At 52.2% G+C, this 26,639-nt stretch carries 26 protein-coding genes; 23 read left to right on the forward strand and 3 right to left on the reverse strand.

What is annotated here, in order from left to right; translation table 11 throughout:
• Nucleotides 1-86: 86 nt before the first annotated feature.
• Both ACUN9X_RS18310 and ACUN9X_RS18315 read left to right on the forward strand, forming a co-directional pair.
• Entirely contained in the window at nucleotides 87-1,001 is a 915-nt protein-coding gene (locus ACUN9X_RS18310) for an alpha/beta fold hydrolase (RefSeq protein WP_445473959.1), read from the forward strand.
• Complete coding sequence (locus ACUN9X_RS18315) at nucleotides 979-3,654, forward strand: ATP-binding protein (protein WP_445473960.1); 2,676 nt, start codon at nucleotides 979-981, stop codon at nucleotides 3,652-3,654. The genes ACUN9X_RS18310 and ACUN9X_RS18315 overlap by 23 nt, the downstream gene beginning before the upstream one ends.
• 244 nt (nucleotides 3,655-3,898) lie before the next feature.
• On the opposite strand, the gene ACUN9X_RS18320 is transcribed toward ACUN9X_RS18315, so the two are convergent.
• Complete coding sequence (locus ACUN9X_RS18320; RefSeq protein WP_445473961.1) at nucleotides 3,899-4,585, reverse strand: SOS response-associated peptidase; 687 nt, start codon at nucleotides 4,583-4,585, stop codon at nucleotides 3,899-3,901.
• Nucleotides 4,586-4,829: 244 nt separating this feature from the next.
• Between ACUN9X_RS18320 and ACUN9X_RS18325 the strand changes: the two genes are divergently transcribed.
• The 21 genes from ACUN9X_RS18325 (at nucleotide 4,830) to ACUN9X_RS18425 (ending at nucleotide 25,816) form a co-directional block, all read left to right on the forward strand.
• Entirely contained in the window at nucleotides 4,830-5,150 is a 321-nt protein-coding gene (locus ACUN9X_RS18325; RefSeq protein ID WP_108019771.1) for a hypothetical protein, read from the forward strand.
• A 96-nt stretch (nucleotides 5,151-5,246) separates the two neighbouring features.
• Nucleotides 5,247-5,570, forward strand: a complete 324-nt coding sequence (locus ACUN9X_RS18330) for a hypothetical protein (protein WP_445473962.1) — start codon at nucleotides 5,247-5,249, stop codon at nucleotides 5,568-5,570.
• Between the two features lie 296 nt (nucleotides 5,571-5,866).
• Nucleotides 5,867-6,595 (forward strand): DsbC family protein, encoded by a 729-nt coding sequence (locus ACUN9X_RS18335; RefSeq protein WP_445473963.1) that lies wholly within the window; start codon nucleotides 5,867-5,869, stop codon nucleotides 6,593-6,595.
• A complete protein-coding gene (locus ACUN9X_RS18340; protein WP_445473964.1) occupies nucleotides 6,592-6,963 on the forward strand; it encodes a hypothetical protein in 372 nt (123 codons plus the stop codon). Before ACUN9X_RS18335 ends, ACUN9X_RS18340 begins: the two co-directional genes overlap by 4 nt.
• A 26-nt stretch (nucleotides 6,964-6,989) precedes the next feature.
• Complete coding sequence (locus ACUN9X_RS18345) at nucleotides 6,990-7,259, forward strand: hypothetical protein (protein ID WP_445473965.1); 270 nt, start codon at nucleotides 6,990-6,992, stop codon at nucleotides 7,257-7,259.
• A gap of 4 nt (nucleotides 7,260-7,263) precedes the next feature.
• Nucleotides 7,264-7,845: a TraE/TraK family type IV conjugative transfer system protein gene (locus ACUN9X_RS18350; protein ID WP_108019776.1), complete on the forward strand. Its 582-nt coding sequence runs from the start codon at nucleotides 7,264-7,266 to the stop codon at nucleotides 7,843-7,845.
• 19 nt (nucleotides 7,846-7,864) lie between these two features.
• Nucleotides 7,865-8,581, forward strand: a complete 717-nt coding sequence (locus ACUN9X_RS18355; RefSeq protein WP_445473966.1) for a TraK domain-containing protein — start codon at nucleotides 7,865-7,867, stop codon at nucleotides 8,579-8,581.
• Entirely contained in the window at nucleotides 8,581-9,723 is a 1,143-nt protein-coding gene (locus tag ACUN9X_RS18360) for a TraB/VirB10 family protein (RefSeq protein ID WP_062786946.1), read from the forward strand. The genes ACUN9X_RS18355 and ACUN9X_RS18360 overlap by 1 nt, the downstream gene beginning before the upstream one ends.
• Nucleotides 9,724-10,299, forward strand: a complete 576-nt coding sequence (locus ACUN9X_RS18365) for a TraV family lipoprotein (protein WP_062786949.1) — start codon at nucleotides 9,724-9,726, stop codon at nucleotides 10,297-10,299.
• The gene (locus tag ACUN9X_RS18370) at nucleotides 10,296-12,794 is read left to right on the forward strand and encodes a TraC family protein (protein ID WP_445473967.1); all 2,499 of its coding nucleotides are present in this window, start codon (nucleotides 10,296-10,298) and stop codon (nucleotides 12,792-12,794) included. The genes ACUN9X_RS18365 and ACUN9X_RS18370 overlap by 4 nt, the downstream gene beginning before the upstream one ends.
• Nucleotides 12,791-14,665, forward strand: a complete 1,875-nt coding sequence (locus tag ACUN9X_RS18375) for a hypothetical protein (protein WP_445473968.1) — start codon at nucleotides 12,791-12,793, stop codon at nucleotides 14,663-14,665. Before ACUN9X_RS18370 ends, ACUN9X_RS18375 begins: the two co-directional genes overlap by 4 nt.
• Entirely contained in the window at nucleotides 14,635-16,113 is a 1,479-nt protein-coding gene (gene traN / locus ACUN9X_RS18380; RefSeq protein WP_445473969.1) for a conjugal transfer protein TraN, read from the forward strand. The genes ACUN9X_RS18375 and traN overlap by 31 nt, the downstream gene beginning before the upstream one ends.
• A gap of 10 nt (nucleotides 16,114-16,123) precedes the next feature.
• On the forward strand, nucleotides 16,124-16,657 hold the full coding sequence (locus ACUN9X_RS18385; protein ID WP_445473970.1) for a hypothetical protein: 534 nt from the start codon (nucleotides 16,124-16,126) through the stop codon (nucleotides 16,655-16,657).
• Nucleotides 16,658-16,723: 66 nt separating this feature from the next.
• Nucleotides 16,724-17,704: a TraU family protein gene (locus ACUN9X_RS18390; RefSeq protein WP_197476602.1), complete on the forward strand. Its 981-nt coding sequence runs from the start codon at nucleotides 16,724-16,726 to the stop codon at nucleotides 17,702-17,704.
• Nucleotides 17,691-18,452, forward strand: coding sequence for a type-F conjugative transfer system pilin assembly protein TrbC (locus ACUN9X_RS18395; RefSeq protein WP_445473971.1), 762 nt, complete (start codon nucleotides 17,691-17,693; stop codon nucleotides 18,450-18,452). The genes ACUN9X_RS18390 and ACUN9X_RS18395 overlap by 14 nt, the downstream gene beginning before the upstream one ends.
• Nucleotides 18,445-18,912 (forward strand): S26 family signal peptidase, encoded by a 468-nt coding sequence (locus ACUN9X_RS18400; protein ID WP_445473972.1) that lies wholly within the window; start codon nucleotides 18,445-18,447, stop codon nucleotides 18,910-18,912. Before ACUN9X_RS18395 ends, ACUN9X_RS18400 begins: the two co-directional genes overlap by 8 nt.
• Before the next feature lie 9 nt (nucleotides 18,913-18,921).
• Nucleotides 18,922-19,722 (forward strand): conjugal transfer protein TraF, encoded by an 801-nt coding sequence (locus tag ACUN9X_RS18405; protein ID WP_222534958.1) that lies wholly within the window; start codon nucleotides 18,922-18,924, stop codon nucleotides 19,720-19,722.
• Nucleotides 19,723-19,728: 6 nt separating this feature from the next.
• Complete coding sequence (locus ACUN9X_RS18410) at nucleotides 19,729-21,120, forward strand: conjugal transfer protein TraH (protein ID WP_445473973.1); 1,392 nt, start codon at nucleotides 19,729-19,731, stop codon at nucleotides 21,118-21,120.
• A gap of 5 nt (nucleotides 21,121-21,125) precedes the next feature.
• On the forward strand, nucleotides 21,126-24,410 hold the full coding sequence (locus ACUN9X_RS18415; protein ID WP_445473974.1) for a conjugal transfer protein TraG N-terminal domain-containing protein: 3,285 nt from the start codon (nucleotides 21,126-21,128) through the stop codon (nucleotides 24,408-24,410).
• A complete protein-coding gene (locus ACUN9X_RS18420; protein WP_445473975.1) occupies nucleotides 24,361-24,855 on the forward strand; it encodes a lytic transglycosylase domain-containing protein in 495 nt (164 codons plus the stop codon). Before ACUN9X_RS18415 ends, ACUN9X_RS18420 begins: the two co-directional genes overlap by 50 nt.
• The gene (locus ACUN9X_RS18425; RefSeq protein WP_445473976.1) at nucleotides 24,830-25,816 is read left to right on the forward strand and encodes a S49 family peptidase; all 987 of its coding nucleotides are present in this window, start codon (nucleotides 24,830-24,832) and stop codon (nucleotides 25,814-25,816) included. The genes ACUN9X_RS18420 and ACUN9X_RS18425 overlap by 26 nt, the downstream gene beginning before the upstream one ends.
• Here ACUN9X_RS18425 and ACUN9X_RS18430 read toward each other — a convergent pair whose 3' ends face one another.
• Together ACUN9X_RS18430 and ACUN9X_RS18435 are read right to left on the reverse strand one after the other, a co-directional pair.
• Nucleotides 25,817-26,197 carry a hypothetical protein gene (locus tag ACUN9X_RS18430; protein WP_445473977.1) on the reverse strand — a complete coding sequence of 127 codons (381 nt, stop codon included), beginning with the start codon at nucleotides 26,195-26,197 and terminating at the stop codon, nucleotides 25,817-25,819.
• A complete protein-coding gene (locus ACUN9X_RS18435; protein ID WP_445473978.1) occupies nucleotides 26,187-26,636 on the reverse strand; it encodes a hypothetical protein in 450 nt (149 codons plus the stop codon). Before ACUN9X_RS18435 ends, ACUN9X_RS18430 begins: the two co-directional genes overlap by 11 nt.
• Between the last annotated feature and the right edge of the window lie 3 nt (nucleotides 26,637-26,639).

The following is a 26,639-nucleotide window of genomic DNA, read 5'->3' on the forward strand; positions in this document are numbered from 1 at the left end:
CAAAAATCTGCCCTTGAGCACGACCTTGGCTATCTACAAGCGGTAGTATGGCCATCTAGGATCGTTTAGTGAAAGGAATCTCGGTCATGAATCATGCGTTTGCCAATCATGGCATCCCGCGAACAGTGAATGTAGATGGATTAACCTGCCTGGCGTTCAACGAGCAAGCACCAGGCACGCCGGTCGTATTGATTCATGGTCTGCTCTGTTCAATCTACTTCTGGTATCCCAAGCATCTTAGTGTTTTCGGAGACCGTCCGGTTTACTCTATTGCGCTACCGGGACACTATCCCGCACCAGCCCTGAAATCGGGAGAACAGATTACTCCAGGTCGACTGGTGGAGGCAGTGTTCTCCCAGATCGAAGCTCTCATTGGTCAACGTAGGTGCGTTCTGGTGGGGCATTCTACCGGAGCACATGCGGCTTTGCTGGCAGCGGCAGCCCGCCCTGAAAAAGTAGAGGGTGTCGTTTCTATCGGCGGATCTTTGTCGGGAAAAGAAGAAGGAGGGATCTACGCAGCGTTCCAACGGCTGGCTAAATTTGGTCTCCCAGGACGCTCATTAATTGCTCTCGGCCTGAAAGTTAATGCGGTCTCTTTGGGAGTCCATAAGATCTTCATGCGGGATGTTGTCGCTGAGCCAGATCGGTTTTTCGAGGACACCGATGCCAACCATTACGTTAGCTACTATTTCCCCGCGTTGAAGGCCATATCCGGTCTTTCGATGGCAAGTTACTTCCGCGACTTGGCAAGTCTTGACCTGAGACCCTATATGCCAAAGGTTACAGCTCCAGTGCTTGTTATGTCGGGCAACCAGGACCCCTACGTTCCTATCCCCAATACTGAAGCCCTCCATGCGTCCCTCACCAATAGCAAAATGACTCTGATCGACAGATCAGGCCACTTGCCAATGTTTGAGAACTGGCCTCTGTATCACGCAGCCATGACGTCTTTTATGGATCGAGTATCGAGCAAGGCCGATGTTGAAGAAACTGCACGCTAAGCTCGGACGATTCAGTCCTGCCTTTCGAGATCTTGGACATCTGGATGAATATCGCGCAGGATTTCGTGAAAAAAACTGGGCGGATCGGGCGTATCTGAACCAGATCGGATGCCTAGTGAGCATTGTCATCGTGACACTGGGCATCCCGCTCGACTACATTGTTTACCCTGATCATTTTGCGCAATTTACAGCCCTCCGGCTTTTCGAGGTCGGGTTCCTCGCTTTGATGTTCGGTCTAACAACCCTCCCCTCGATGCGCCCTCACCTCTTCAGAATTACTGCCATCTTTACTGGATCAGTCATCGCCACGGTGTGTGTGATTATTTATGTCACTGAGGGAGCCGTCTCACCCTACTATGCGGGTATCAACCTGGTGATGATCGGTATTGGTTTCATCATGGGTCTGACCTTTCGAGAGGCGGTTTTTTACACCACGTTTTCGGTGATGGCCTATCTATTCGTCAGCGTTTTGGCGGGCATTCCCGACGATGCTTGGCGGATTGTTATAAACAACGGTTACTTCATTTTCCTCACCGGCGTGATTGCGATTCTTGCAGCCTACTTTTCTTATCGGGTTCGTTTCTATTCCTACGCACAAGAAATGCAGCTACAGAAATCCAACGAAGCGCTCCAGGAAATGGACCGCAGAAAATCAGAGTTTATTGCTAACGTTTCCCATGAATTGCGAACACCCGTGGCCGTCATTGTAGGCCCGGCCAAACACCTTTTGGAGCAGCAGGCGAACCTACTCCCCGCACCCGCAAGGAAAGTCGTGGAACAAATCGTTCGCAATGGAGGGCGGCTGACCAAGCTGGTCAATGACCTACTCGAACTAATGGTGTTAGAAAATACCTCCCAAACAACCGTAAGCTACACCCGCCTCGATCTAGCTGAGGTTCTCAAGGTTTGTACCGATCAGCTTGCACCGCTTTTTGGCCGCGACAACCACCGTCAATTATCGACCAGTTGGCCCTCATATCCTGTCTGGGTGGAAGGCAACGAAAGTCAGTTAGAACGAGTTTGCTTCAACCTGATCCAGAACGCCTACAAATTTACCGACCCAGACGATGGCCGAATAAACGTTGAACTCTTCGTAGAGAATGACCAGGCCGTCCTGAGAGTTGAGGATAATGGCGTAGGAATTGGCACTGAGCACCACGAGATTATTTTCCAGCGATATCGGCAGGCCGACGGTTCAACTTCCAGACAGTCCCAAGGCACAGGCATAGGGCTTGCCCTGGTAAAGGAAATTGTAGAGGCCCACTTGGGCACCGTTTCCGTGCTTAGCCAGCCTGGCGACGGCGCCACATTTACTCTTCGGCTTCCCTTGACAGAAAATCAAGCCGGCGCCCCTGCCCAACAGCCAACGGAGAATAAGGACCTTCGTAGGGAGGCCGAAAGCGATTACCTGCTCAATTTTGATACATGCTCGGCTCCAGAAACCACCGGTAAAGCCTATCGATCACCGGGAAAACCGTTGATCATTCTTGTAGAGGATGAGCCCGACATTGCTTCGATGATGCTGGATGCGCTGAAAGCCGACTATGACCTGGTGTGGCTGAACGAAGGGTCTACAGCCGATGAACACATAGCATCCCATCTTCCGCACGCCATCCTCCTCGACCACATGCTCCCGGGGAAAGATGGCTTGGAAGTCGCTCGAAAGCTTAAGCAGGACCCAGCGACATCTACAATTCCAATTCTATTGATTACCGCTAATGCCAGGGACACGCTCAAGCAGGATGCCTTAGATCTGGGCATTGACGAATTTATTGCCAAGCCTTTCAGCTGGGTAGAGCTCAAAGCCCGCGTGAGTAATCTGGTACGGCGGTCTGATCTGGAAAAAGCCCTTAGCGAACGAAACCAGGAACTGAGCCGCGCAATGGATGATCTACGCCGATCAGAAGCGCAACTGATTCAATCCGAGAGGTGGCGATCGATATCGCATTTATCAGGAGCTCTGATCCACGAGATTGGCAACCCCCTCAATGTGGCTTTAAGCGCCGTGAGGATTGCGAGTAAACACAAAAATCTAGATATCCGGAACGAAGCTTTGGAAGAGGCTCAAATCGGCCTCGAACGAATCGGCAATCTTGTTGGGGATCTCAAAGACTTCTTGACCCCAGAGAATACGCCTGTCGTGGAGTCAGTGCCGCTGCATCGTGCCGTCGCCCAAGCGAAAACCCTCCATGCTGAGCGCCTAGCCAAGATAACAATCACAGAAGAAGGGCTGCATGACACGCTGGTCTTTGGAAACAAGAATGCCCTGATCCAAACCATCGGCAATCTGATAGGGAATTCCCTCGACGCTTTTGATCGCTTCAAATCACAAAATCCTCAGATCAGCATTATCGCCAGTCGAGATACCGGCCCGGGAGGCCCGGTGAGCCGCCTTCAGATTTTGGACAATGGACCTGGACTACTCGGCCACTTAATACCAACGCTCTTTGAGCCGTTCAACCCAGGCCCCGATAGCTCGGGGCTCGGTATTGGCTTGTCTATTTGCCAAACGATGGTTACGCAAATGGGAGGTCAGATCCGTTTGGTTCCAAGCCATAAGGGTGCCGCATTCGAAATAACGCTATCAGCAGCTCCGGATCAGCTCTTAACGACCAACCCTGCGTCCACAAAGGATAAGCAGGCAACGTCATAAGTGGTCCAATTTTGGGCGCAGCGCCATTTTTAACCAATCTTGACGTATCGCCAGCTTTTTAGTCCCAGCTGCTTTGCCACTTGCTTCGCGTGAGGTTTATCTACACAGGTTGGAATAACAGACAAATCTAATACATCCACAACCTCAAACGCACCAGGTTCAATCTTGCTGCTATCGTACTTGTACCACCTGACCCTATCCTCAGTAGTGGCAAAAACATAATACCCTGACATTGCTTATACCCTCAGAAACGATCAGCCGGGATGATAAGGCTTTCATTGTTGTTCGTGGGTTTATTAACATCGGTCGATACCGGGAACCAAGTCAGCTGGTCAATAGGCCGTCTCCGTACAAGGGCCTTTATGCTGTTGCGGTCCTGAATCTCAGGACTGATCCAGCTTTGGATGGTCTGGGCATCCAGTATCACCGGCTGCCGGTGGTGGACCTCATCGAATTCCTTGGCGGCCGGTTCTGTAATAATTGCGCAACAGGTGCTTACCCCCTGCCCTGTAGGCGTCCAGATGCCTGCAAAGAAAAGTAGAGGGTTCGACACGTCCTCTCCGGGCGTGACGTAAAAAGGCTGTTTCCCAGAGGCAGTTTTTTGCCATTCATACCAGCCATTGGCCGGGATCAAACATCGGCGGTTAAGAAAGGAATGAGAGAAGTAACGCGAACTGGCCACGGTTTCAGCACGAGCGTTAATACTTAAAGGCGCATCCTCTCCAGCGCCCTTCGGCCTGAACCCCCAATATGACCGGTCAAAAATCAACCCTTCACCATCATCGCCACCACTGCCCATACGAATGGCTGCAATCTGCTGCCCGGGCGCCACATTGTAGTTGGCGAGCGTGTCCCCCACCGAAACCTGTACCCCAAAATAGTCTCTGGCGATGACGCTCAGAGGAGTATGAATGACGAATCGTCCGCACATAACTGAAACTTAGAACTCGTGGCTGTATTTGAAACAGTAATCCAGAAGTGGTCCGATTAAAAAGTGATATTGGCTGGTGGCCGACACAACGGATCGACAATAGCCTTTTGGCCTGAGATTACATAAAGAAACTTTCGGCGGAAGAGTGAGCTAACATAAGATAATATAGCAACATACAAAATTAGATCTCGCGGGTTCGCTCAGGCCCACCCGCAGACACTCACCGATCCAACAGGGTATGCCCGTGACAGTAAAAGCCGAACGGACGCTCCAGCAAGTCAAGATGTCCGACGACCTCCATAAAACCATCAAAATGATGGCGGTGCAGAAGAACACTTTCATGAACGACATCTACGACGAAGCAGTAACCGCCCTGCTCAACGCTCGAAAATTCACCGACCTTCAATACCTGGCATCCCCAAAGAACGGCAAGGCCAAGTCTCTCTGGCTTGCCGATGATGTCCACCAAAAGGCGAAAGCTCTGGCAGAGCGCGACCAGGTTCCTATGAATCGCGTCGTATATACCGCGATTGTGCACTACTGCAAGAGCGAAGGTCCGGCCTAAAAAAATAGACACAAACATATAAAATTGTATACTGCTTTCTAAATTGGTTGTCGCGGACCAGGGACGGCGAGCCAGCAAACTTACAGGAAGCACCAAGTGGACGCGACCGAACACCTAAAACAACTAAAGCTCAGCCACGAAACCCGGACCGCTTTAAAAGAGTTCGCTGCCCACCAGGGCATCTTCCTGAAGCAACTCTATCGCGATGCTATCGACTGGTTCCTCACTGAAGGTTCTTCCTCGGCCGATTGGGACTACCTTTGTTCACCTCGCACCGGTCAGTATACGTCTATCTGGCTCCCCACCCGCACCATTGCTCAGGTCAAATCCCGAGCCTCGTCAGACAACATCCCGGAAAATCGAGTGATCTACACGAGCCTCGTCCGCTACCTTGCCGCACACACCGAAACAAACATATAAAAATGTATACATTCATATAATTTTTAGCCTATACTCTCCAGAACGTTCAAAGGCTCTGGTGCAGGCTAATTTTATATGCGTACATATATTCATATAGCAGCCACAATTCTAGCTCTCGTCGCAGGTCAAGCTAAGGCCAGCCCTCTGTCCACGATCGTCTTCGACCGTGGCGGATTCCACATCGTTGATCATCACCGCCTCCCACAACCGAAAGTCGAGCAAATCGCCAAGGGCATCCACATCGATCCCCGATTGCTCCGTGAACTACAAACCACCGCTAAGAAAAAGGACCGCTAATGCGCCAGAACATTTCTCGCATCTCTGCACTTGTTGCTCTCTGCTTGATGCCATTCGTCACTTCCGCCATGACTTCTGAGCAAGCGCTGAAATCGCTCCAACAGAGCTTTACTAACTCCAAGATTCAAGATTTCCGCAAAGCGCCCATTGAAGGGCTTTACGAAGTGACCCTGGACGGAGCACAGGTTATCTATTTTGCGCCTGAGGATGATGTCCTGATCTTCGGGGAAATCTACTCGCGTGATGGTCGATCACTGACAGCGGAAGCGGTGGCCCGCGCAAATCAGCTTCGGATTGACGATCTCCCCTATGATCAAGCGTTAATCCTTGGGCCAGAAGATGGCATTCCGATCATTGAATTCACAGATCCCGATTGCCCTTACTGCCTGCGCTATGACGAATTTATCCGCAACTCGGAGGTGCCTGTGAAGAGGGTCATCTTCTTCATGACGCGGATTCACCCCAACACTGCCCCGGCCAAAGCACAGCACATTCTGTGCTCTGCCGATCCGGCCAAGGCATTTGACGATGTGTACCTCAAGCGAGCCAGCGCAACCGAGCGGTGTCCGGAAGCTGTGGAGAGACTGGAAGTACACGACACGATATCAACCCAATGGCGTGTGAATGGCACACCAACATTGGTGCTTGATGGCAGCCCGGTAACGGGCTTCAGGAAAGAGGTAGTGGCTAACTTCCTCGCTAATAAATCTAAGGAGAGTTTGAAATGAACCAAATGAAAAGTGCCTCAGAAGTCGCTCACTCAGAACTTCAGCGCCTGTCCGCAATTGCCAAAGCGCGTTTCGGGTCGTTCCGTGAAGCGGCTCCCGTAGCTGCTGTTCCGCTGCTTGTATTGGGGTCAATGTCTGCAAGCGCGATCACAGCACCCGCGACCGGCACGTTCGCCTACGATCTTTACGACGTAGCGGTGAACGACATGCTGAAAGGGCCGGTCGGCTTTGTGGGCGGCCTGGCAGCCATCGTCCTGTCAGCCGTCCAGATCACCAAGAACTGGATGCTGGCTGCCGGTGGCGTGCTCGGTGGTACCGCCATGATCAAGGCGGACAGCATCACCACCTCTCTGGGCATGGTGCTCTAAGAAAAGATAGGTAAAGGAGGGCCGTCGTGGACCAGTCAAGATTACCGATCTACCTTCATCAGCCGCTTCAGGTTTTGTGGTTTGACGCGCATGAGATGGCGATCATCGTGATTTTTTATCTAGGCGCAACAATCTTCGGAGGTATCGCCTACATAACCCTGTTCCTCGGTCCGGCCCTCCTTATTCCAATGAAACGCAGGCAAGCCCGTGGTTGGTTCGGTCACCTCGCCTACGCCAACGGATTTTTTGAGCTGAAGGGCTACCCCCTCCCAACAGCAACCAAATTCAACGAGTGACTGTATGAAAAGCCTCTTTTCCAATCTCTTTGTCCAGGACAGCAGCAACGTGTTCGCGGAAAACCGGTTGCTCAAGCTCGGTTTCATTTGCATGGTGCTTTTCTCTGCCTTCCAGGCCTTCTCCATCCATGGGGCACTTGAAAAACAGCAAACCCATATCGTGCCGATTGGTGGTCAGGGGGATTTCGTAATTTCCGGCTCCACAGCCTCTGATGATTATTTGCGCTCAATGGCCCGTTACATCGTGCACATGGCCGGCAACCTTTCCGCTGCAAGCGCGCGACGTCAACTCAACGAATTATTAGTGCTTGTCCACCCCGACAAGTATTCAGAGTACCGGGATCTGTTTACCAAACTGGCCACCGGTATCGAGAAATACCCCACGGTGTCTTATGTCGTGAATTGGAAAGGAAACCGGGACATAAAAAAGATCGGAGAAAACACCCTGCGGATAGCTACGACGAAACGAAGGATCGTCGGGGACTCAGTTACCAGGACTGAGAATGTCACATACGAAATCACATACGCCATAACGCAAGGGCGGTTCTGGCTGCAAGGAATCAAGGAGGTTTCCGACGATGCGTAACCTATTTATCGGCTTGGCCATGGCGACCGCCATCATGCCAACCTTCGCGCACACGCAAACGGTTCGGCCAGATGTGGTGACACCGATTGAAATGTCCAACCGTGACATCAACCGTGTGACCTGCGTTGATGGGGCGATCAATGACGCTTTTTTCTCCCAGGAGAAGGGCATTGTCGTTGAAAACTCTGGAAACAACAGTTTCGTGAAGTTCCTGATCAACGATAACGGGCAAAGCATGGATTACGTCACCGCCCGGAGCGAATTCTATATTGTTTGCGCTGGTGACATTTACACGCTGATGGTCACCCCGAAAGACATCAGCGGACAGACTATCCGCCTATCAACTGGCGCGAAGGTCCGGATCGAAGAGAATCAAAAGCTCCTTTCACCGTTGCCCGACGAAGAGCGTGCGATTTTCCTGACGCTGGCAGCTCTCCGTGATGACATACCCGAGTCTTTTACGGTAACAGACGAACCGCAAGACCGTTGGCACGCCGACAAAACACCCTCGAAACCTGGCACAAAGCTTTCGCTGCGCCGTTCGATTCGGGTGGAAGGTATGGGCCTTACACTCAAGGAATTCTTGGTGAAAACCCAGTCTGGCACAACTTTCGAGGAAACTGATTTTCTGGCAACACAGATCGATGACTCGATCTTCGCCGTGACCATGGATCCCCTGCGCCTGGAGCCCGGGCAAATTGGTCGTCTCTTTGTGATCAGTAAGGAGGGATTCTAATGGGGAACTGGTGGAGTAGCCTGACTGCTGACAACAAACTCAAGTATCGTAAGTACGGCTTAATCGCAGGATTTCTCTCCCTGCTTCTCGTTGTCTACTACGCCTCTGGCCAAGATGAAAAAGAACCGGTGAAGGAAGTCGACACTACCGACCTTTCCCTGGGCTCTGATCTTCTTGAGGACGATATCAGGGCAAAAGTTGATCGAGACTTGAAACAGGTTGGCGAGACTTTGGCTGAAATGGAGCGAAGGCAGAGACAATACGACTCCGTTCTCGCTGCCCTGGAGAAAGGTCAGAAATCAGTTCCGGCGGAATCAGAGCCGGAGCCAGTGAACCCGTTGGCTGAAGTAGATGACGCGGAAATAAGCTACCCACCACCACCCTCGGGATATACCCCGCAGTTCGAAGAAATGGCAGCGCTTGATACTGTTCCAGTTCAAGCCAAAGTGATGGGCGGTATTTCAAGGGCTCCAGGTGCTGAGCTGTCGCCAGAAACCACGGCAAAAAAAAAGCCTTCGATCTACATGCCCCCGTCGTTCATGCCTGCAATTCTTCTGACGGGATTGAATGCCCTTACCTCGGAACTAGGTGATGCAAATCCGGAGCCGGTTATCCTTCGGGTCCAGGCTCCGGCCGTTCTCCCAAACTCTGTGAAAGCCAACCTTAAAGGCTGCTTCGTGGTCGCCAACGCTACTGGCAACCTGGCGCAAGAACGGGTCAACCTTCAACTCGTAAGCCTGTCTTGCATGTCGCTCAATGGCGATGCCGTTATCGACCAGCCAGTTCAGGGCTTTGTCGCCGATGCAGACGGAAAACGCGGGCTGACAGGGATAGTTGTCACGAAGATGGGTGCCCACGTCGCACGCACCATTGTTGCTGGACTTTTTGAGGGCGCCGGTAACGGAATATCGGCCGCAGCCTCCACCACCTCAACATCCCCGCTCGGAACAACTCAGGTAATCGATACTGACAGCATGTTGCAGTCGGCAGGCGGACAAGGCCTGAAGTCTGGGGCCCAAGCCGTCCAAAAGCTGTTTCTGGACCTCGCGAAACAAACCACTCCCGTCATTGAAGTTGGTGCCGCCAAAAAGCTCACGGTGGTCATTCAGAAGGGCGTATCACTGGAAATTAGGGAGAACTAAATGAAAAAACTGAACCTCTGCATCGTTACACTAATGGTCTCCGGTTGCTCCTTGGTGCCTTATGAGAACGAGTTTTCGTGCCAGCTTGAAGACAACTACGGCAAGTGCATCAACGTCGAAAGCGCCTACGAAGAGGCCGTAACGGGTGTTGAACAGTACCCCCACATGCAAAAGGCCTCGGAACGCAATCGTCAGGCCCGGGATGAGCGGGCCGTTAGTGGATCCTCTCGAGTGAAAGAGCAGCCGATTGGCGCCCGCCAAACAACTAAGACCCCAGAAACTGCCGTCCAAGTCATAGCCCCCGAACCATCTGCATACAGCGGTTACCGTGATGCGGTTTATGACCAACTAGGCTCATTGGTGGCCCAGCCTCGGACGCCCATGATTAAACCTCCAAGGGCGGTACGCACCATGATCCTGCCCTATTCCAGTGAGCTGAAGAAGGATCGGCTCTACATGCCGCGCTTCATTTACTCAATTGTTGATGAGCCGCGTTTCGTGATGGGGCAATACCTCTACCGGAAACCTGAGCTAACGGAGTCCCTAATTGACAGCGTCCGGGAGAACAAGGAATGACAGCTCTCGAGAAGCCATTGGGACCTCTCGCCAAAATGCGCCAGATCCTCCTCGGTGACGGTGGAGGCGTCACCCACAAAGACCTGGAGTCTGAGCTGGTGCGGGTGAAAATGTCCGATTATCTCCCGTGGGTATCTTTTGACCAGGATCGTCAGGCTTTCCAGACGCTGGATAACAAGCACGGTTACATTTGGGAGATAACCCCTCTGACCTTCCTGGGAGGTCGCGACCTGAAGCAACTTGAGACGTTTCTATCGATTGCCTGGCCGAAACGGACCATCATGCAATTCATCCTGTATCCGGACCATAATATTGATGGCTTCCTCGAAGACTACAAAAACACGAAAACGCGCAAGGATCCGCTGAGCCAGAAAAGTGTTCAGGAATACGCAAAATTCCTGAAAGAAGGTACGAAGGGGGTAAAGGCCTTCCACGGGATCCCGGTCAGGAACTTCCGGGGCTTTCTCTGCATAAAAACAAAAGAACCTTTACCCGATGACGTAATATCGATTGCCGAAGAGACATTGCAGGGGGCGCATTTGGCCCCTCGCCGATGGGGTCAGGGCGACCTTGTGGCTTGGGCTCGCCAGTTTTTCAACGACCCGTATGCGCCACCAAATGGGCGCTGTGACAGCCTGATCCCGCTTCGCAAACAGATCATCAATGCTGAAACGAAAATCGAATTCCATGGCCATAACGGACCTTTTGAATTGGGTCGTCGTTACGGTCGAGTCCTGACTCCCAAGGTCAATGCTAAAACCATCGATGCATTCACCTCAAACACGCTCATTGGCGGGGTAATGGGGCCGTCTGAAGACAATGACCAAATAACCTCCCCCTTTCTTTTGTCACTCAATATCGTCTACGAGGACATCAAAACGAGCATTCACCAAAAGGCCTCCGCAACCATGGCTCAGAAGGCCACCGGATCCTTTGCCAAAGCAATTCAGCGCCGCACCGAAGAGTTCTCTTGGGCCTTGGATCAACTCGAACAAGAGCGCTTCATGACCATTATCCCGAGCCTGGTTGTGTTTGGTGACACGGAGGAGGACACCATCGATAACGTGTCGCGGGCCCGGCGGATATGGGAATCGAAAGAATTTCAGATGCAGGAGGAGTCCACACTCGAAAAGCCGATGTTGATCGCGTCATTGCCATTCGGACTTTACGATATTGATAAGAACATCCAACTCCTCGACCGCCATTTCTATGCCCCCCAATCGACGGTAGCTCGGTTCCTTCCCGTTCAAGGTGACTTTCAGGGGGCTTCGCGGCCTGTTTTGGCCTTTGTAGGAAGAAAAGGGCAGGCGGTTGGAATCGATGTGTATGACAAACGGGCCCACAATCATAACTTTCTGATTGCGGCGGGTTCTGGCGCTGGGAAGTCATACAGCCTCAACAATATCTGCTCTAACTACTACTCAGCCGGCTCCCTGGTTCGAGTGGTTGATATTGGCTATTCGTTCGAAAAACTCGCGCGCACGGTGGGAGGCCGATTCATGGATTTTGGAAAAGAAAGGGTGGTAATCAACCCTTTTACTTCCCAATCCAAGGACGCGGATGATCTAGCCTCTGACCTGGTGGCCACGGCCAACATCATCGCGGAAATGGCCTACTCTGCCTCCCGTCAGCCGCTACACGAGACAGAATGGACCCTGATCAAAGAGGCCGTGAGATGGGCAGCTGAGACTGGCGATGTTGAAAACGGCATTGATACTGTTCAACGGTACCTGCGCCGCTATCCGGAAGATGCCGTCGATAAGCCGGAGTTTTCCGGGGCGATCGACAAGGCACACGAGCTCGCGTTCAACCTATATGACTTCACTTCCAAAGGTAACTTCGGGCAATACTTCAATGGCAAAAGCACCTTCAACATTGCGAATGATGATTTTGTCGTGCTGGAGCTGGAAAAACTCAACTCCCAGAAGGAGCTGTTCAACGTTGTCATCATGCAGGTGATGAACTCCGTGACACAGGACCTTTACTTGTCAGACCGCTCTCAGGAAAGGTTCATTCTATTCGAAGAAGCGTGGCAGTATTTCTCGGACACCTCCGGCACAGGGAATCGACTGGGAGCCCTGATTGAAGAGGGGTACCGGCGGGCCCGAAAATACGGCGGCTCGTTTGGAATTGTCACCCAATCGCCCCTCGATCTTCTGAAGTTCGGCCCGGTCGGTACCGTCATCAAGAACAACGCAGCGTTCAAGTTTTTCCTCGAATGTGAGGACTACAAAAAAGCAGTGGATCAAGGCGTTCTGGACTACCAGGGCCTTGCCGTCGACCTGCTGACCTCCATCCGTGCCAATAAGCCTAAATACTCCGAGATCTTTTTCGAAACGCCTTTGGGGAAAGGCGTGGGGCGGCTTGCAGTCGACCCATGGAACCATTGGGTGGCCACCTCCAGCCACGAGGATGTAGCTGCTTTCAATGCCCTGATCAAACAGGGCATACCGCCTGTTGAGGCCATATCCAAGCTATCAGGGGTGCCGATTTGAGGTATTTCATCACGATCCTTGTTGCACTGCTCCCCTGCACCCTTCAGGCGGACCCCGCCTCGGTTGCAACTGCGGAGTCTACTGTCCAGGGTGCGATGGCCAATTATGGCTCAGCCGATGCGATCAAGGAAAACCTAACAGCACCACTTATGTCCGACGACGCCATGAAAACCTTTGATGGCACTCAGTTCTCAGCAAAACTGGGCTGCAACTCCAGCCAGCAATTCCTGGAGATGTTTATTGCACCCTCAGCCTCGGGCGATATCACTACCCTGCAAGCATCCCAGGATACCAACCTGGATGGCGTCGTTGATCATATTTACGCCCCCTCTTTGCCGATCTCCGGTGTCTGTGCGAACGGTGCAATTTCCTGTGACGCGGGCACGTGGAACAACTGCTCTGCATTGGCGTGGACCCCGAGCGCCGCCGGAGAGCTCAGCCTGGCACCAACCGACCTCGAATCCCTGGGCGGCTGCTATTGCATTAACAATTCCTGTGGGTCGGGCTTGGTCATGGGAAATCTGGAAAAAATTCTTTCTGATCTGGGTGGTGGGGCCACGGGCTCGCTTACCGCGCAGTCTGAATATTTAACGATTTCTGAAGTTGGCGTGAGTGGCCCGATGATCAAATTCTACGCTCAAAAGGCCGGCGACTGCGCAACAGGTTCTCCACTCCTAAAAGCCTATAAAGGCAATCCAGGTCAGCTTTCCAGCGATGCGTTCGCCGCCACCAGCAGTGATCCCACGTACGATCTGATAACCAATTCTCCTGCCGCAAATGCCAATGCAGGAGACATCAAGCAGTGCATTATGCGTCGTACGATTACGGTGGCCGAAAATGTCACAGACCAGTTTGTGGACGTTCGCATAGCTGCCCAGGGACGCGTCTACCTGACCATCGAGTTCGACTTTAAAGACGGCTCCTGGCGGAAAGTAAGTCCAACAGATGGTGGTAACGTCCAGGCGATCGTTCCTACCCTTGACCACGGTGAGATCTGTGGCAATGGCCTGTCTGTCGCCGCCTCCAGCTTTCATCAATGGACCGGAGCCACCGGGATGTGGGGGAATTACGACACCACAGTGCATTTCCGCGTACTTCAGGAGCCAAGTTGTGCCAACAATCTGGTTGGCCGCGTCCAGATCCAAGACACCACAAGCGGCGGCAATGCCAAATACTGGCTTGGTGGCCGCTTCCGCTTCAAAACCCAGAAAGTCGAATGCACCCTTTCAAGTGATGCCATATACGATGGCTGCAACGCCTATCGAAACGATACGTCCTGTGTCCTGAAGGAAGAGGATGTAGACGGCGTAACAACTATGACCAATTACGTACCTACTAGCCTCACCCCCTTACCAACCGTGCAGCCGATCACCGGAAGTTACTGCAACATTCCGGTTACCCGGGATTGGTGGGAAAAGAAGCGCACCTATCTTTGCGAGACCAACACCACCTACAACTTTGATGACGCTCTGGCTCGCGCCGACCATGTGCAAACCACTACCACCGGTACCGGCTATGAAGACTATCTAAAACAATCGAACGGCTCTATCACCACACCAACAGGATCCTTGACCACCCTGTCCGAGGTCGCAGTACCAGCCTGCACCCAGGCCTGTAAGACACGCAAGCCACGGCGAGCAACCGACGCCACTCAATCCGGCGTGGTACTGGAAAACCGCACCGACCCGGATACCTACGATTATTTCTATAGAGAATGCAGCAGCAATGTTTGTCCTTTAGAGGCGGGAGAAACCATTGTCGAAGCCTGCGACTGCCTAAATGAATTCGGTGACGCTGCCGCCACCGTTCAAGCCATCCGCCAAGCATCGAGGGACACGATATGCACAACTGGCGCAAAGGCTCCGCTGTAATTCTTGGTCTGTTCTTGGCCACCGTTCAGCCCTCTTGGGCGGCTAATTGGGCATGTGGACAGGACATCAATGGCGACGGAGAAATATCCGCATGGGGAGAAACCGGAACTTGCTTCGAGTCTCCAACCGGAGGCCAGCTTTGCCCCGTTTCTGCGGTTAGCTGCACCAGTAATCAGGTAATGGCCTGTGAGCCCGGGAGCGCCATGCCCCTCAACTTCTCCGTGAATTTTTCCCGACTGGGACCGGGCAATACGGAGGTCTCCTTCGATCTGGTCGCAGGCACCTTCAGTACTGCTCAAAGCGGCGTTGCTGGATCTGTGCCAACACTGGACTATGACGCGATCTGCACCAATGGGCATCCTGTCGCATTCTCCTTGGCCCAGATCTGGGATGCCCCTTCTTTTACGCAATCTCCGTCAACTAATGTGAATCGCGTTGTGGTCCAAGCGCCCAGTTGCTCTAACAACTTACAGGGTATCGTGAGGCTGGAAGACAACTCCGGCTCGGTCGTTGGTGGCTATCAGGTTTCTGGAAGTTTCGAGTTTGCTACCACACAAGAAACGTGTTCCCTGACAACCGAATATGGGTGCCCGTTAGGAGGCGGTTACAGCTGCATGGAAAACAGTTCCGGTACCCAGCAATGCAGCCCGAACACTTGTGTCGATCTTGACTCGCAGCCACCGGTTACGGAAGACATCAACACCGACATGTTCCAGGATGATGGCGCTCGCGCCTCTGACGGCACCTGCCTTGGTCAAATGCTCATATTTAGTGGCCGTTCTATGAGATGCGATAAGGCTGGAGTGTCGACCGCCTTTCAAAACTGCTGCAAAAATACAGGAAAGGTTCTTGCCGACGATACAGGCGACTCAGGCAGCCCCACCCAGGCGATTACACAACTATTTGACGCTCTGACACAGGGCAAATCCGAGTATGAAGCCGCACTTGCCGCCGGCGCACCAACACTGGTAGCCAGCAACCTTGCCGCTAACAAAGCGACTGACGTCATGGGCGACTACGGTGCGGTTATGAACCCTGTGGCCATGGCAGGCGCTGTTGTTGATTACTTCACTCAGTCCTGTGATCAGACCAGCACCGAAACAGGCGTTCTCAACGGCTCCGGGTTTTGCTACGAAATCGGCGAATACTGCCGAGAGAAATGGGAGTTTGTTGGCTGTGTTCAGAAATCAAAATCCTACTGCTGCTTCAATAGCAAAATGGCTCGGATCATCCATCAACAGGGCCGATCTCAGCTCAATACTATCGGCGGCTTCGGTTCTCCCGAAAATCCCGATTGCCGTGGTTTGACGCCGGAGGAGTTCCAATCCATCGATTTTTCAAAGATAGACTTTTCTGAGTACTACGGCGACCTGGTACCGGACACTCAAGCACAAATGACGGATAAGGTGAATGATGGGATTACGGACTTTTTTAATAGCGCTCAGTAGTTTGCTCGCCATGCCATTATTGGCGGCCGAAAGCCATGTGATAGGCCGGGTATACGACATCGCGGAACCCGATGCATTGCAGGAGATTCAGTCTCGCGTTAGCCAGATTGATTGGCAAAAAGTGATGTCTGAAGGGGTCGAGCGCAACACAGCAGCCCAACCGGTACCCCTGCCCGGCGCAAAAGAGAATCGCAGTCGCTACCACATTCCCTGGTACACGGCAGAATTTGACGTAAAGGATCAAACTGGCGAGGTTATCTACCCCAAAGGATACCGCTTCAACCCCCTAGAACATGTCCGGCTTCCACAACGATTGGTATTTATTGCCGAACAAGACGTGCCCTGGGCAAAAAACCACCTCAATACAACGGATATGGTGATGATCACCAGCGGCGACTACCGGGAAATAGCAGTCGAGCTCGAACGTCCTGTTTTCATCCTTACCGAAGAAGTTCGCGATCGAATGGCTCTGCAATCAGTACCCGCTATCGTGACCCAAGAAGGCCCAACGCTTCGCATTGAGGAGCACCAGAGAAGGCTATAATTTTATATACATTCATATATAACTAGGCTAGACTTTGATTACTGAACAAATCGGGTCTGGCCACCAATGAAACTACTGCTACTCCTGAAAATCTGCGCTTTGGTTGGGCTCTTTACGATCCCAACCGCCCATGCCTCCAAATGCGATAGCGGGGTTATCAACCCCATTTCAGACATTTCCTGGCAATGCATTTTCCCAATTCGGATCGGCGGCCTGTCCATTGGTAAGGGGGACAGCGGCATGCCGGATCCTGGTGCAGACACGCCTGACACTGTTTGTAGCTGTAACACCGGCGCGATAAATCGGTATGGATTGGGTATCTCAATGTGGGAGCCCGCCCGGATAATCGACACAGTGTCAGACCCTTACTGCATCATGCCTCTTGGCGTGAAACTCATGAATACCGGTGGAAAACTTGGGGGCTCCCACTTCCGAAACGATGGGCAAGCCAAAACCTTCCAGCAAATGCACTATTACATGTTCCCAGCATTCAGCATTCTGGGATTCTTCTACGACATTCCTTGCATAGCTGAACGCCAATTCGACGTAGCAATGCTGACAGAGATAGTGCCTACCTGGAACAACGAAATCCTGGCCCTCGTCATTAATCCCGAGGCTCTTCTTTTCGCCAATCCCGTTGCGAACCTTGCTTGTGCAGCCGATTCTGCCGGCGCTTTGGCAGGACGTCCTGTCAATTCCCTCTTTTGGTGTATGGGATCTTGGGGGAATGCTTACCCACTTGCCGGATCAATTACAGGCACTGACTACGTAACCGCAAATGCAGGCATTGCCGCCCGGGGCATCTACTTCATGGCCCGCCTCGGCTTGCTCAAAGAATCGTCCTCTGACGGCTGTTACACCGCTCCAGTTCCGATTTGGTCCAAGGACAAGTACAAGCTGCAACTCATGAAGCCTGTTCGCGACAACAGTTGCCGCCCCATTGGGCAGACTGGATTGCTTTGGAGCCATTACAAACATCCCCCCGTTGGCGGCGATAACTTTTCATGGATGGTTTTCAGGAGGTTGAACTGCTGTGTCTCCTATTAAATTCTGTACTTCAATTACGATTGTGCTGGCCCTGCTCTCGGGCAAGGCCATGGGTGAATCTCCTGAGGACATCCCGACACTCCAGGACCAGGTCAGGATCCCTTCTGAAATCATGGAAGCTGCGCATAGGGCTAAGACCGCTGCTACCGTGAAACCCGACATTCAGGCGCGGGCCGCTGCCGTGATGGAGCAAGTAAATAGCGAGGCCTGGCAACGGCAAAAAAACCAGTTCCTGGCTGCGATCAAAAATCAACACGGCATCCCCGAAGAGGAGCAGAGTAAAACACCCTCCACCCGTGCCCGCCCGTTACTTTTCATTTCTTCTTCAATGCCCGAAATCACCCTGAGGAACTACGCCCGGGACCTTGAAAAGGTAAAGGGTGTACTGGTCCTGCGCGGAATGATTGGGGGCATGGAAACGACTCAGGCAACCATGAAGTTCGTTGCCGGGCTGCTAAAGAAAAACCCTCTCTGTGAGGGACCAAAATGCGCTCTCCGCGACATAGAGGTGGTGGTCGACCCAATTCAGTTTCAAAAGCATGGAATCCAACAGGTGCCAGCTTTGGTCGTAGAGCCTTCATTTGATTTCCAGAGCTATTGCGAGAATGGCGCCAACGAAATGACCACCCCACGCCCGGTGGTTTACGGGGATGCCAGCCTGAGAAGTCTTCTTAACTCTCTTACCAATATGAGCGATGGCACATCGGCAAAGGCACTGCTCGCTGCAATGGAGATGCCCAATGACTAAGGACAAACTCAAGAACATAATCCTGACCTTCGTGGTCGGGCTCCCCGCGGCCTGGGGAGTCAGCCACTTCTACAAGCACGTCAACATCACGACGTCGCAGTCCCTCGATCATCGAGTGTTCTGGATGACGGATGAGGTACCAGGGCCGGGCGACTACGCAACGTTCGAATTATCACACCCGTTAGCCGGTCCCGAACCAGTCCTTATTAGTAAACAGCTCAAGTGCTGGCCCGGCGAAACACTGAAAGTCGAAGGCCGCGATTTTTGGTGCGGAGGTCATTACTTGGGTCGAGCCAAAACCAAAACCCTGACTGGCAAGCCCCTCCCCCTCTTTTCATTCAGCGGTCCGATACCTGAAGGCAAAGCATTTGCCTTTGGAAGCCACCCCGACTCCTTCGATAGTCGTTACTGGGGGTTTGTGGAAATTGCCACTGCCAAACGGCTTGAAGCAATCTTCTAGGGGATCTAAATGAACAAATTAATCCTGTCGCTTTGCCTGTGTATCGCTACCGCTTGCGCCTTTGCCGCTCAAGACACCGACAAACAGACCTTTGGGTACCACTGGTATGAAGAGCCCGTGAAACCCTCTAAGGAGTCTGAGAAACAAGAGCGCCAACCCTTGCCACCCCCTCCGCCGGCCGAAGAAATGCTGGATATGCACCCGGACGATCTTAAGGCGATGTTGGAAACCTATCTGAAAGAGGCCGTTTGGCTCCGGACGCCTGAAAGCGTCCTGGCTTATTACCAGATTCAGGATGTTGTCAGGCGGAAGGCCGCTGGCTTCACAGCCGTTAGCCAGATGGTAATGCTCCAAAACCCGAAACTGAACGGGGCGTCCCAATACCCGACAAACAATCCTGGGCGAAAGGCTGAGCTTCAACAGCGGGCTGCCGATCAGAGTGACTATCTGGGTCAATATCGCGGCAAATATGCCCTGGCGATGTTCTCCACCCCACAATGTCCATACTGCTCGCCCCAGCGCAACATCCTGAAATTGGTTGCAGACAAAACAGGATTAGAAGTTACGGAAGTAGATATCACTCGAAACCCCGATGCTCAGGCACGATTCGATGTTCAGGTTACGCCGGCGATCATCCTCATCGAGCGTAATAGCGAACGCTGGATGCCGATTTCAGTAGGGGTTGAGAGCGCCTCAAAAATACAAACGAACACCTACCGGGCGATTCGCTACTTACGAGGCGAGATCTCGCCCGAGCAATTCCTTACTCCAAGACACCGTGAAGGTGGCTTCTTCGATCCGCGCATTTAATCAAGGATGGATCCCATGAAAAGAGCCCTTTTCCTCAGCGCGATATGCTTGAACCTTACGACTCCCTTCGCCCATGCAGATTGGACGGACGACTGGTTTGCATCGAGCACTTCATCTGGCGCATCCAGTTACAAAAACCAGCAGCGAGGCTTCTACTCTGCCGGTTCCTATTCAGCCCGTTTGAACGTGTCTACGGATCCACTTGTAACGATTGCACCCCCGCGCATTGAGGCCGGTTGCGGCGGCGTAGATCTGTTCCTGGGTGGTGTCTCAATGCTCGATGCTGACTACCTGGTGGACAAAATGCAGAACATGATTGCTGCCGCCCCGGCCATTGCCTTCGACACAGCCATGAAAGTGATGTCAAAAGAGCTGTCTGAAACAATGAAGTCCTTCGAGCAGATCATTAACGAGTTGAATGGGCTGCAAATCAATGACTGTCAGTTTGCGAAGAAGCTAGGCGCCCCGATTGGCAATGCAATTGGGCAAGCAGCGGCTCCCCATTTAGGTTACCTCGATTCCAAAGTGGCTGCCCTAACGGGGTCAACGGATAGCTGGCAGGAATCCAAGGAAAATCAGAGCGCCGCGAACAATGAGCCCACCGAAGATGTTAAGCAGCTTGTCGCGGACTGCCCCACACAGTTCAAAAACATCTTTACCAGCGGGTCATTGTTGCAGAACGCCGCTGACGAGTTCGGGTTTCAATACGTCGATACCATGCGAGGCTTCTTGGGGGATGTTTTCATCAACGCAGGGCCTGGGGTTAAAGCACCCATCATAGAACCGGTGAGCTCCTGCCCGGAGAACGATGAATCCAGCATTGAAGACTTTGTGCATGGCACTGCCATGAAAAAAGTTCAGGTGGCCGCAGGTACCAACTGCATCCAGGATTCGGCAACGCCCAATGGCCTCCTTGGATTGGTAAATGCTCAGATGACTGGCATTGCCAACAAACTCGAAACGAAATCCGCTCTCACCCCGGCGGAAGAGGCATTCCTTGAGGCCTCACCGGTCCCTGTGCTGCCTATCCTCGTCGATTCAATCGCGCTTGGTGACAAGGACATGGCGATTGCTCTTACCGAAGAGGTGGTGGCGTACGCCTACGCCTTCTACATGATCGACGACCTTTATAACACGGCCGACAACATGCTCAGGGAAACCTCTGCGGTAATGAGCAATACGATGGCTCCCGGACCTACCTGCGACCGCAGCGTTTTTGCAGAAGCCTATGCGCACCTGGATGCTATCAAGCGGGATGCCTATCAGTTCCGAATGGCTGCGCGAGACAGCTACCTGAAGAAAACCGAGGAGCAGCTGGCTCATATAGCATTCACCAAGGCTCAGTCAGAGAGACAAAAAGAGGTATTGAAACGCAACTCAGAGGATATGACCCAATGAGGCCCTTGAATTGGGTCGTTGCATTCCTCTTGCTTTTGACCCTGCCAGCTCAGGCATTCGCCTTGGATATGGATTTCTATACCTACGACGGCTTCTCGGAGACGGTGAACGCCTTCAAGCGGGTATCCCTGGTCTTCGCTAACAACGAATACACGACCCTGTTCTTCGTTGCCGTAGTCTTCGGACTGCTTTTCGGCGGCATGTTCACCTACGCCAGGGGCATTATGAATTTTCAGAACTCAGCCTCTGGCTTGAGTCTGGCCTGGCTTATGACCACGCTCATTGGCGTGCTCATCTTTAAAGCCCTGATCACACCAAAAGGCACCATCCATGTTTACGACCCTGTGCGGAATGCCTATGAGGCCGTCGCTGATGTTCCGGACCTGATTGTTCTACTTGCAGGTGTTACGAACAAAGCTGAGCGAGCGGTCCAACGCATCGTCGATGCCTCAGCCGCACATCCATACGAAAATGAAGCCGGCGGCGTGAGTTTTGAACTGCTCCTCAACGCGACCACCGACCGGACCTTTTCCAGCAACTACTATCTCCAAAAATCAATCCGTCAGTATTTTAAGGATTGCTCCAAGCTCGCTCTGGTATTGCCATCCTACAACGTCGATCTGGAAGACATAAAAAGTGGCACAGATGACCTCCTCACCACTCTGGCCGAGATGCGCTCCGCATCCATGTTTACAACCTACTACTCTTCCGGTGCGAATAAGGGAGGCACGGTTCTGAGCTGCAATGACGCCTACGACAATTTTTTAGCGCCGCAGCTCAACGCAACCGCCACGTACGATGAATTCTTGGATACTGTCTGCGTAAAAAGCGGCTTCGACATAGCAAATCTGCCTCAGAAAACAGCGTGTGAAACGAAAATCCAAACGATGAACGCCAACGTTTTCGGGGCCCCGGGCGCCCCATCTGCCCAACTCCTAAGAAACGTCGTTATAAGTAATGCAATGTCACAGGTGATGCTCGATGAGAACCCCGACGCTGGAATTCGAGCTTTAACCAACCGCTCAATGATGACTAACGGGTTGGGTATTGCCGTGGCGGCCAACGAGTGGATGCCAAAAATTCGAGCCAGCGTAACTGCTATCGTTCTTGGCCTAATCCCCGTCCTGGTTCTCTTCATCGTTACCCCAATGTTTCCGACCGCCTTGAAGCTGATCATTGCGCTTCTCGGCTGGATCACAATTTGGGGAATCCTTGATGTGATCATCTCGCAGATTGCAATGGACCAAGCATATGACGCTATCCGGGAGATCCAACGCCATCAGATGGGCCTCTCTGCAATGTTTCTGGCACCTGAATCAGCAACCCAGGCGCTCTCTCTGTTCGGCAAAGCCCGCGGTATGGGAATCGGGATATCGGCCTTTATCGCCGCGATGCTTTTTAAAATGTCGCCCTATGGTCTTACGAGCCTAGCCGGAAACTGGTCAGGTCAGGTGGATCAGCAAGGCTCGTCAGCCGCTGACCAAAATCAATCCCCAGTCTCCAGCGCAAAGGCCTTGGACGATCTCGCAAGTGCCCGTGCTACCTCGAATCTGATTGCGGAAAGTGGTTGGGACAACGTTTCCAACACTACTGAGTACAACCGCGCAACTGATGTGAGCCAGGCCACCATGGAAATGGATGGCCTTTCTGGCATGGGATATGGAGGAGGCCCGGCCAGCCAGGGCGCAATCAAGGGGGCACAACGTGCTGGGCAAACACTCGGTGGAGTGGAAGCACGAAATACAGTTAGCGGTGCTACCAATGGCCCCGAAGAAATGAAAAATCTGGATGCCGGGGTTTCGAACATTGAGACGCAAAATCGCTTTGGACAAGCTGCTGGGCGTAAGGACTCATCAAATGAAATGGGCTTTAGAAATGTATTCTCACAATCTGAATACCTGACTGCAGCGAGCATTAATAGAAGTTCAGGCGATGCTGCCACTATTGGATCAATGGTTGACAGAATCCAGGACGCACATCCGGACATGGATCGGGGCGACGCTTGGAGAGTTCAAGCAATGGCCTCTAATGCCGATCTCATGGGCAAGCTGCAAGCTACAGGATGGCATGCCGACGAAGTTGTTCAAATGTCCGAGTTTATGGCGACCGCAACGCAGCAGCAACAAACGGGCATATTGGATTACATGGCTGCCAATAACCTGACCCCTGAAGAAATTTTCCAAGCCCGTGGTGTCGCATCAGCGGCAAACGACCATGGCACTTCAATGGCTTTACAGAATATTCCGCCTGAGCAATTGGCGATTGCTCAAAGTATCCACGCTATTCGTAATGGAGCTGACGCTAACGCCGTCATAAGTGCCTCTGCACAGCGTGGCGGTGGTGTTGTGGACTACGTTCAAAACGTCGCGACAATGGCACAAAGCGGGACCGCCGCAGATCTTTCGAAATTCGAGCTTTTTGCCGATGCATCTGGAATGGACCTGGCTGGCGCTGTGCTCAGAAATCGACTTGCTGAAGCGGGCTCGTTTTCCATGACCAAGGACGAAATGGTCAGGGCGCATGAAGATCATGGTTGGTTCACAGATAAACAGCTCGACTCCGTAGCCGATAGCAGTCGAGTTACTTTTGCCCTCAATGGCAACGGCGAAATTGTCTACAGCTCCACTCTTTCCGGAAACTCTACGGCCATAAATAACGGAACGAATATCGATAACAGCCACACCGAAACTGACACAACCCGCGTCGAAACCGGTGGCCGTCAAGAATTCCCGAACGCGGCAATGTGGGCCTTGAGCGATGATCCTAGCCATCAAGAAGAGCTTGCGACGGCTATGCAGAATCTACAGGGCGGGGCGAATGCCGGTAACCGTTTGGCATTTATCAATTCTCTAACCTCAATGCTAAATACCGTACGCGATCAGTCTCTGTCCACAGACGAGAGCATTGGATGGGAATTCCGCGCCGGACTTAAAGCACCCGACTGGACTCCACTTGATGTTGGTGGAGCAACAACCTCCACAGGCTCTGTAGCAGAGAACGAGCGATCCAGCATGAATCGTGAAGCGGTGAAACGAACTCTCAATGAGGCGTTCGATGTCGTGGAGCGCACCGAAGTTTCAGCATCCTCGCTCAACCCCGAGCAAGACAGATATCTGGCTGGAGCGGCATACCTTCAAGAGAAAATACAAGCAATTCGCGCAGACTCCGAATACTGGTCATCGACAACCTACGACCATTTATCCGATCACTCAGGAAAAGATTTTACAGGAAGCGACAAAAATGAAACTGACGATAATGGCCGGTCTCTTGGCCGCCGCGGTTATCGCTAACCCCGCCTCGGCTTCTGATTGGGAGCATTGTTATTTGGACGCCTCGAAAAGGTACCAGATACCTGCTCGGGTTCTCCGTGCCATCGCCCGCGTAGAGTCGGGCGAGAAATCAGGCGCAATCAATGAAGCTAACCGTAACGGAACTACAGACTACGGTTTAATGCAGATCAACTCTCAACACTTACAACGACTAAAGCGCTACAACATTTCAGAATCCGTTCTATTGAACAATCCATGCGCCAACATTCACGTGGGGGCCTGGATCTTGGCAGAAAACATGGTAACCGCCAAGGGCAAGCCTTGGTTGGCTATCGGTGCATATAACGCGGGCTTCCGAGAATCAACGAGCGCTGAGAAAGCAAGAAACCGGTACATCGGCAAGGTACGCCGGGCCCTGGCATCAATCACGGAGGAAGAAAATGGAATCCCCAAAGAAGTCTACTGAGCAAACACTGATCGACGCATTCACCAGGCAGCAAACCGCATTCGCTGACGCAATCATGGTGGAAACCCGAAAAACGAGGCGCAGCGCGAATTTCCGCTCAATCGGTTTAATCCTGGTTATTGTGACCATTTTCGTGTTCAACATCCTATACTCGCAAGGTATTGTTGGTGGCATCACGATTCCAAAAGGCGAATCCTACGTCTCCCTCGTTCGGTTAAATGGGCCTATTGAAGCGGGGAAGCCAACTGCGCTGCAACAACTCGAAAACCATCTTTATCAGGCTTTCCATGACGAAAAGGCGAAGGGGGTCTTGTTAGTTATTAATTCACCAGGAGGGACGCCAGTCCAATCCCATAAGCTTCACCAATACTTAACTCAGTTGAAGAAGGAGACCGGGAAGAAATTGGTGGTCTTAGGAGACGATATGCTGACATCTGGGGCGTATATGGTCGCGGTAGCCGCCGATAAAATCCTTGTTAATCCGGCAACCCTGACGGGGTCTATTGGAGTTTTTCAGCAATCTTTCGGCATCAAAGAGCTTGCCGACAAAGCAGGTGTTTCGGCACGTACCATCGTCGCTGGCGACAACAAACGCCGGCTAGATCCCTTCATGGACGCGACCACAGACGATTTAAAGAAAGTTCAAACAGTGCTTAATCAAATTCACCAGCAGTTTATTTCTGTGGTTAAGCATGGCCGCGCTGAAAAACTAGCCAAACATCAAGATCTCTTCAGTGGGGATTATTGGACCGGGGAAGAAGCGGTAACTCTCGGTCTGGTAGATGGCCTTTCTACCTACCACGAAATACTAGAAGTCGAGTTTGGATCTCAACACGCTTTGGATTACAGCCAAAAACCTGGACTATTTGGCCAATTACCTAGAGTGGCAGAATCCTTAAGCAGCTCCATCACATCAGCAATTTGGAGCCAACTAAGTCAGCACTCAGGACCACGGTTATAGTCACCCTGGCCAATCACAGGCCTCAAACAGTTGGGGCCTGGTACTACGCATGGCTTCTGTTTCCTTCCAGTCACGGCCATACAGAATATTCTGCTCTATTTCCCAATACTCTCTGTAAGAGATCAAGTCCATCAGCTCAAGAATGACACAGTCACAGACCCTGAAATCTTCCTGCGTCACCACACCATTCTCCGCCTCGATGTCCTCCAGGCAAACCTGAGCAATTTTAGTAGCACTCGTTATTTCCTTGATGGTTTGAACATCGTAAGTGCCATTTCTTTTCTCCATCGGTTGCTGGGCCCATGAACCTGAGGCGCACAGGACAAATGCCAGACCCAGCAAAGTATTTGACCACCAACATTCCATTTGTCTATCTCCCATTTCGATCCGTGTCTCTCAGAGCCTCCACAGCGACACCGGATAATACAGAGCCGCCAATTGATAGTACTTCCCTTGGGTATAAACACACCCATGCAACAAAACCAAAGAATATAAATCCAAAAGGAAACCAGAAAACATCAAACGAGAAGATTTCGCCATTGGGAAGTGGCCAATCACAGCGGCCATCTCCATTAACGACAGCCATTCCAAATATATAAGCCATCACCAGAACAAACCCCAGCGCGCGAATCCAGCCACGCGTGTAATGGAAAAAGAGACCAAAAAAGACCCCTGCCAGAATGCTGATTGCTCCAAAAATAAAGGTAACTTCCCATATAGTCATATCACGCAACCACGGCGATACAATTAATCCTGCGAACACCATGCTTGTGAAAAGCGGAGCAATGATGCACTTCATAACGCCTACCAGGTAATACATAGC

It is taken from the genome of Marinobacter sp. V032, from assembly GCF_052645435.1.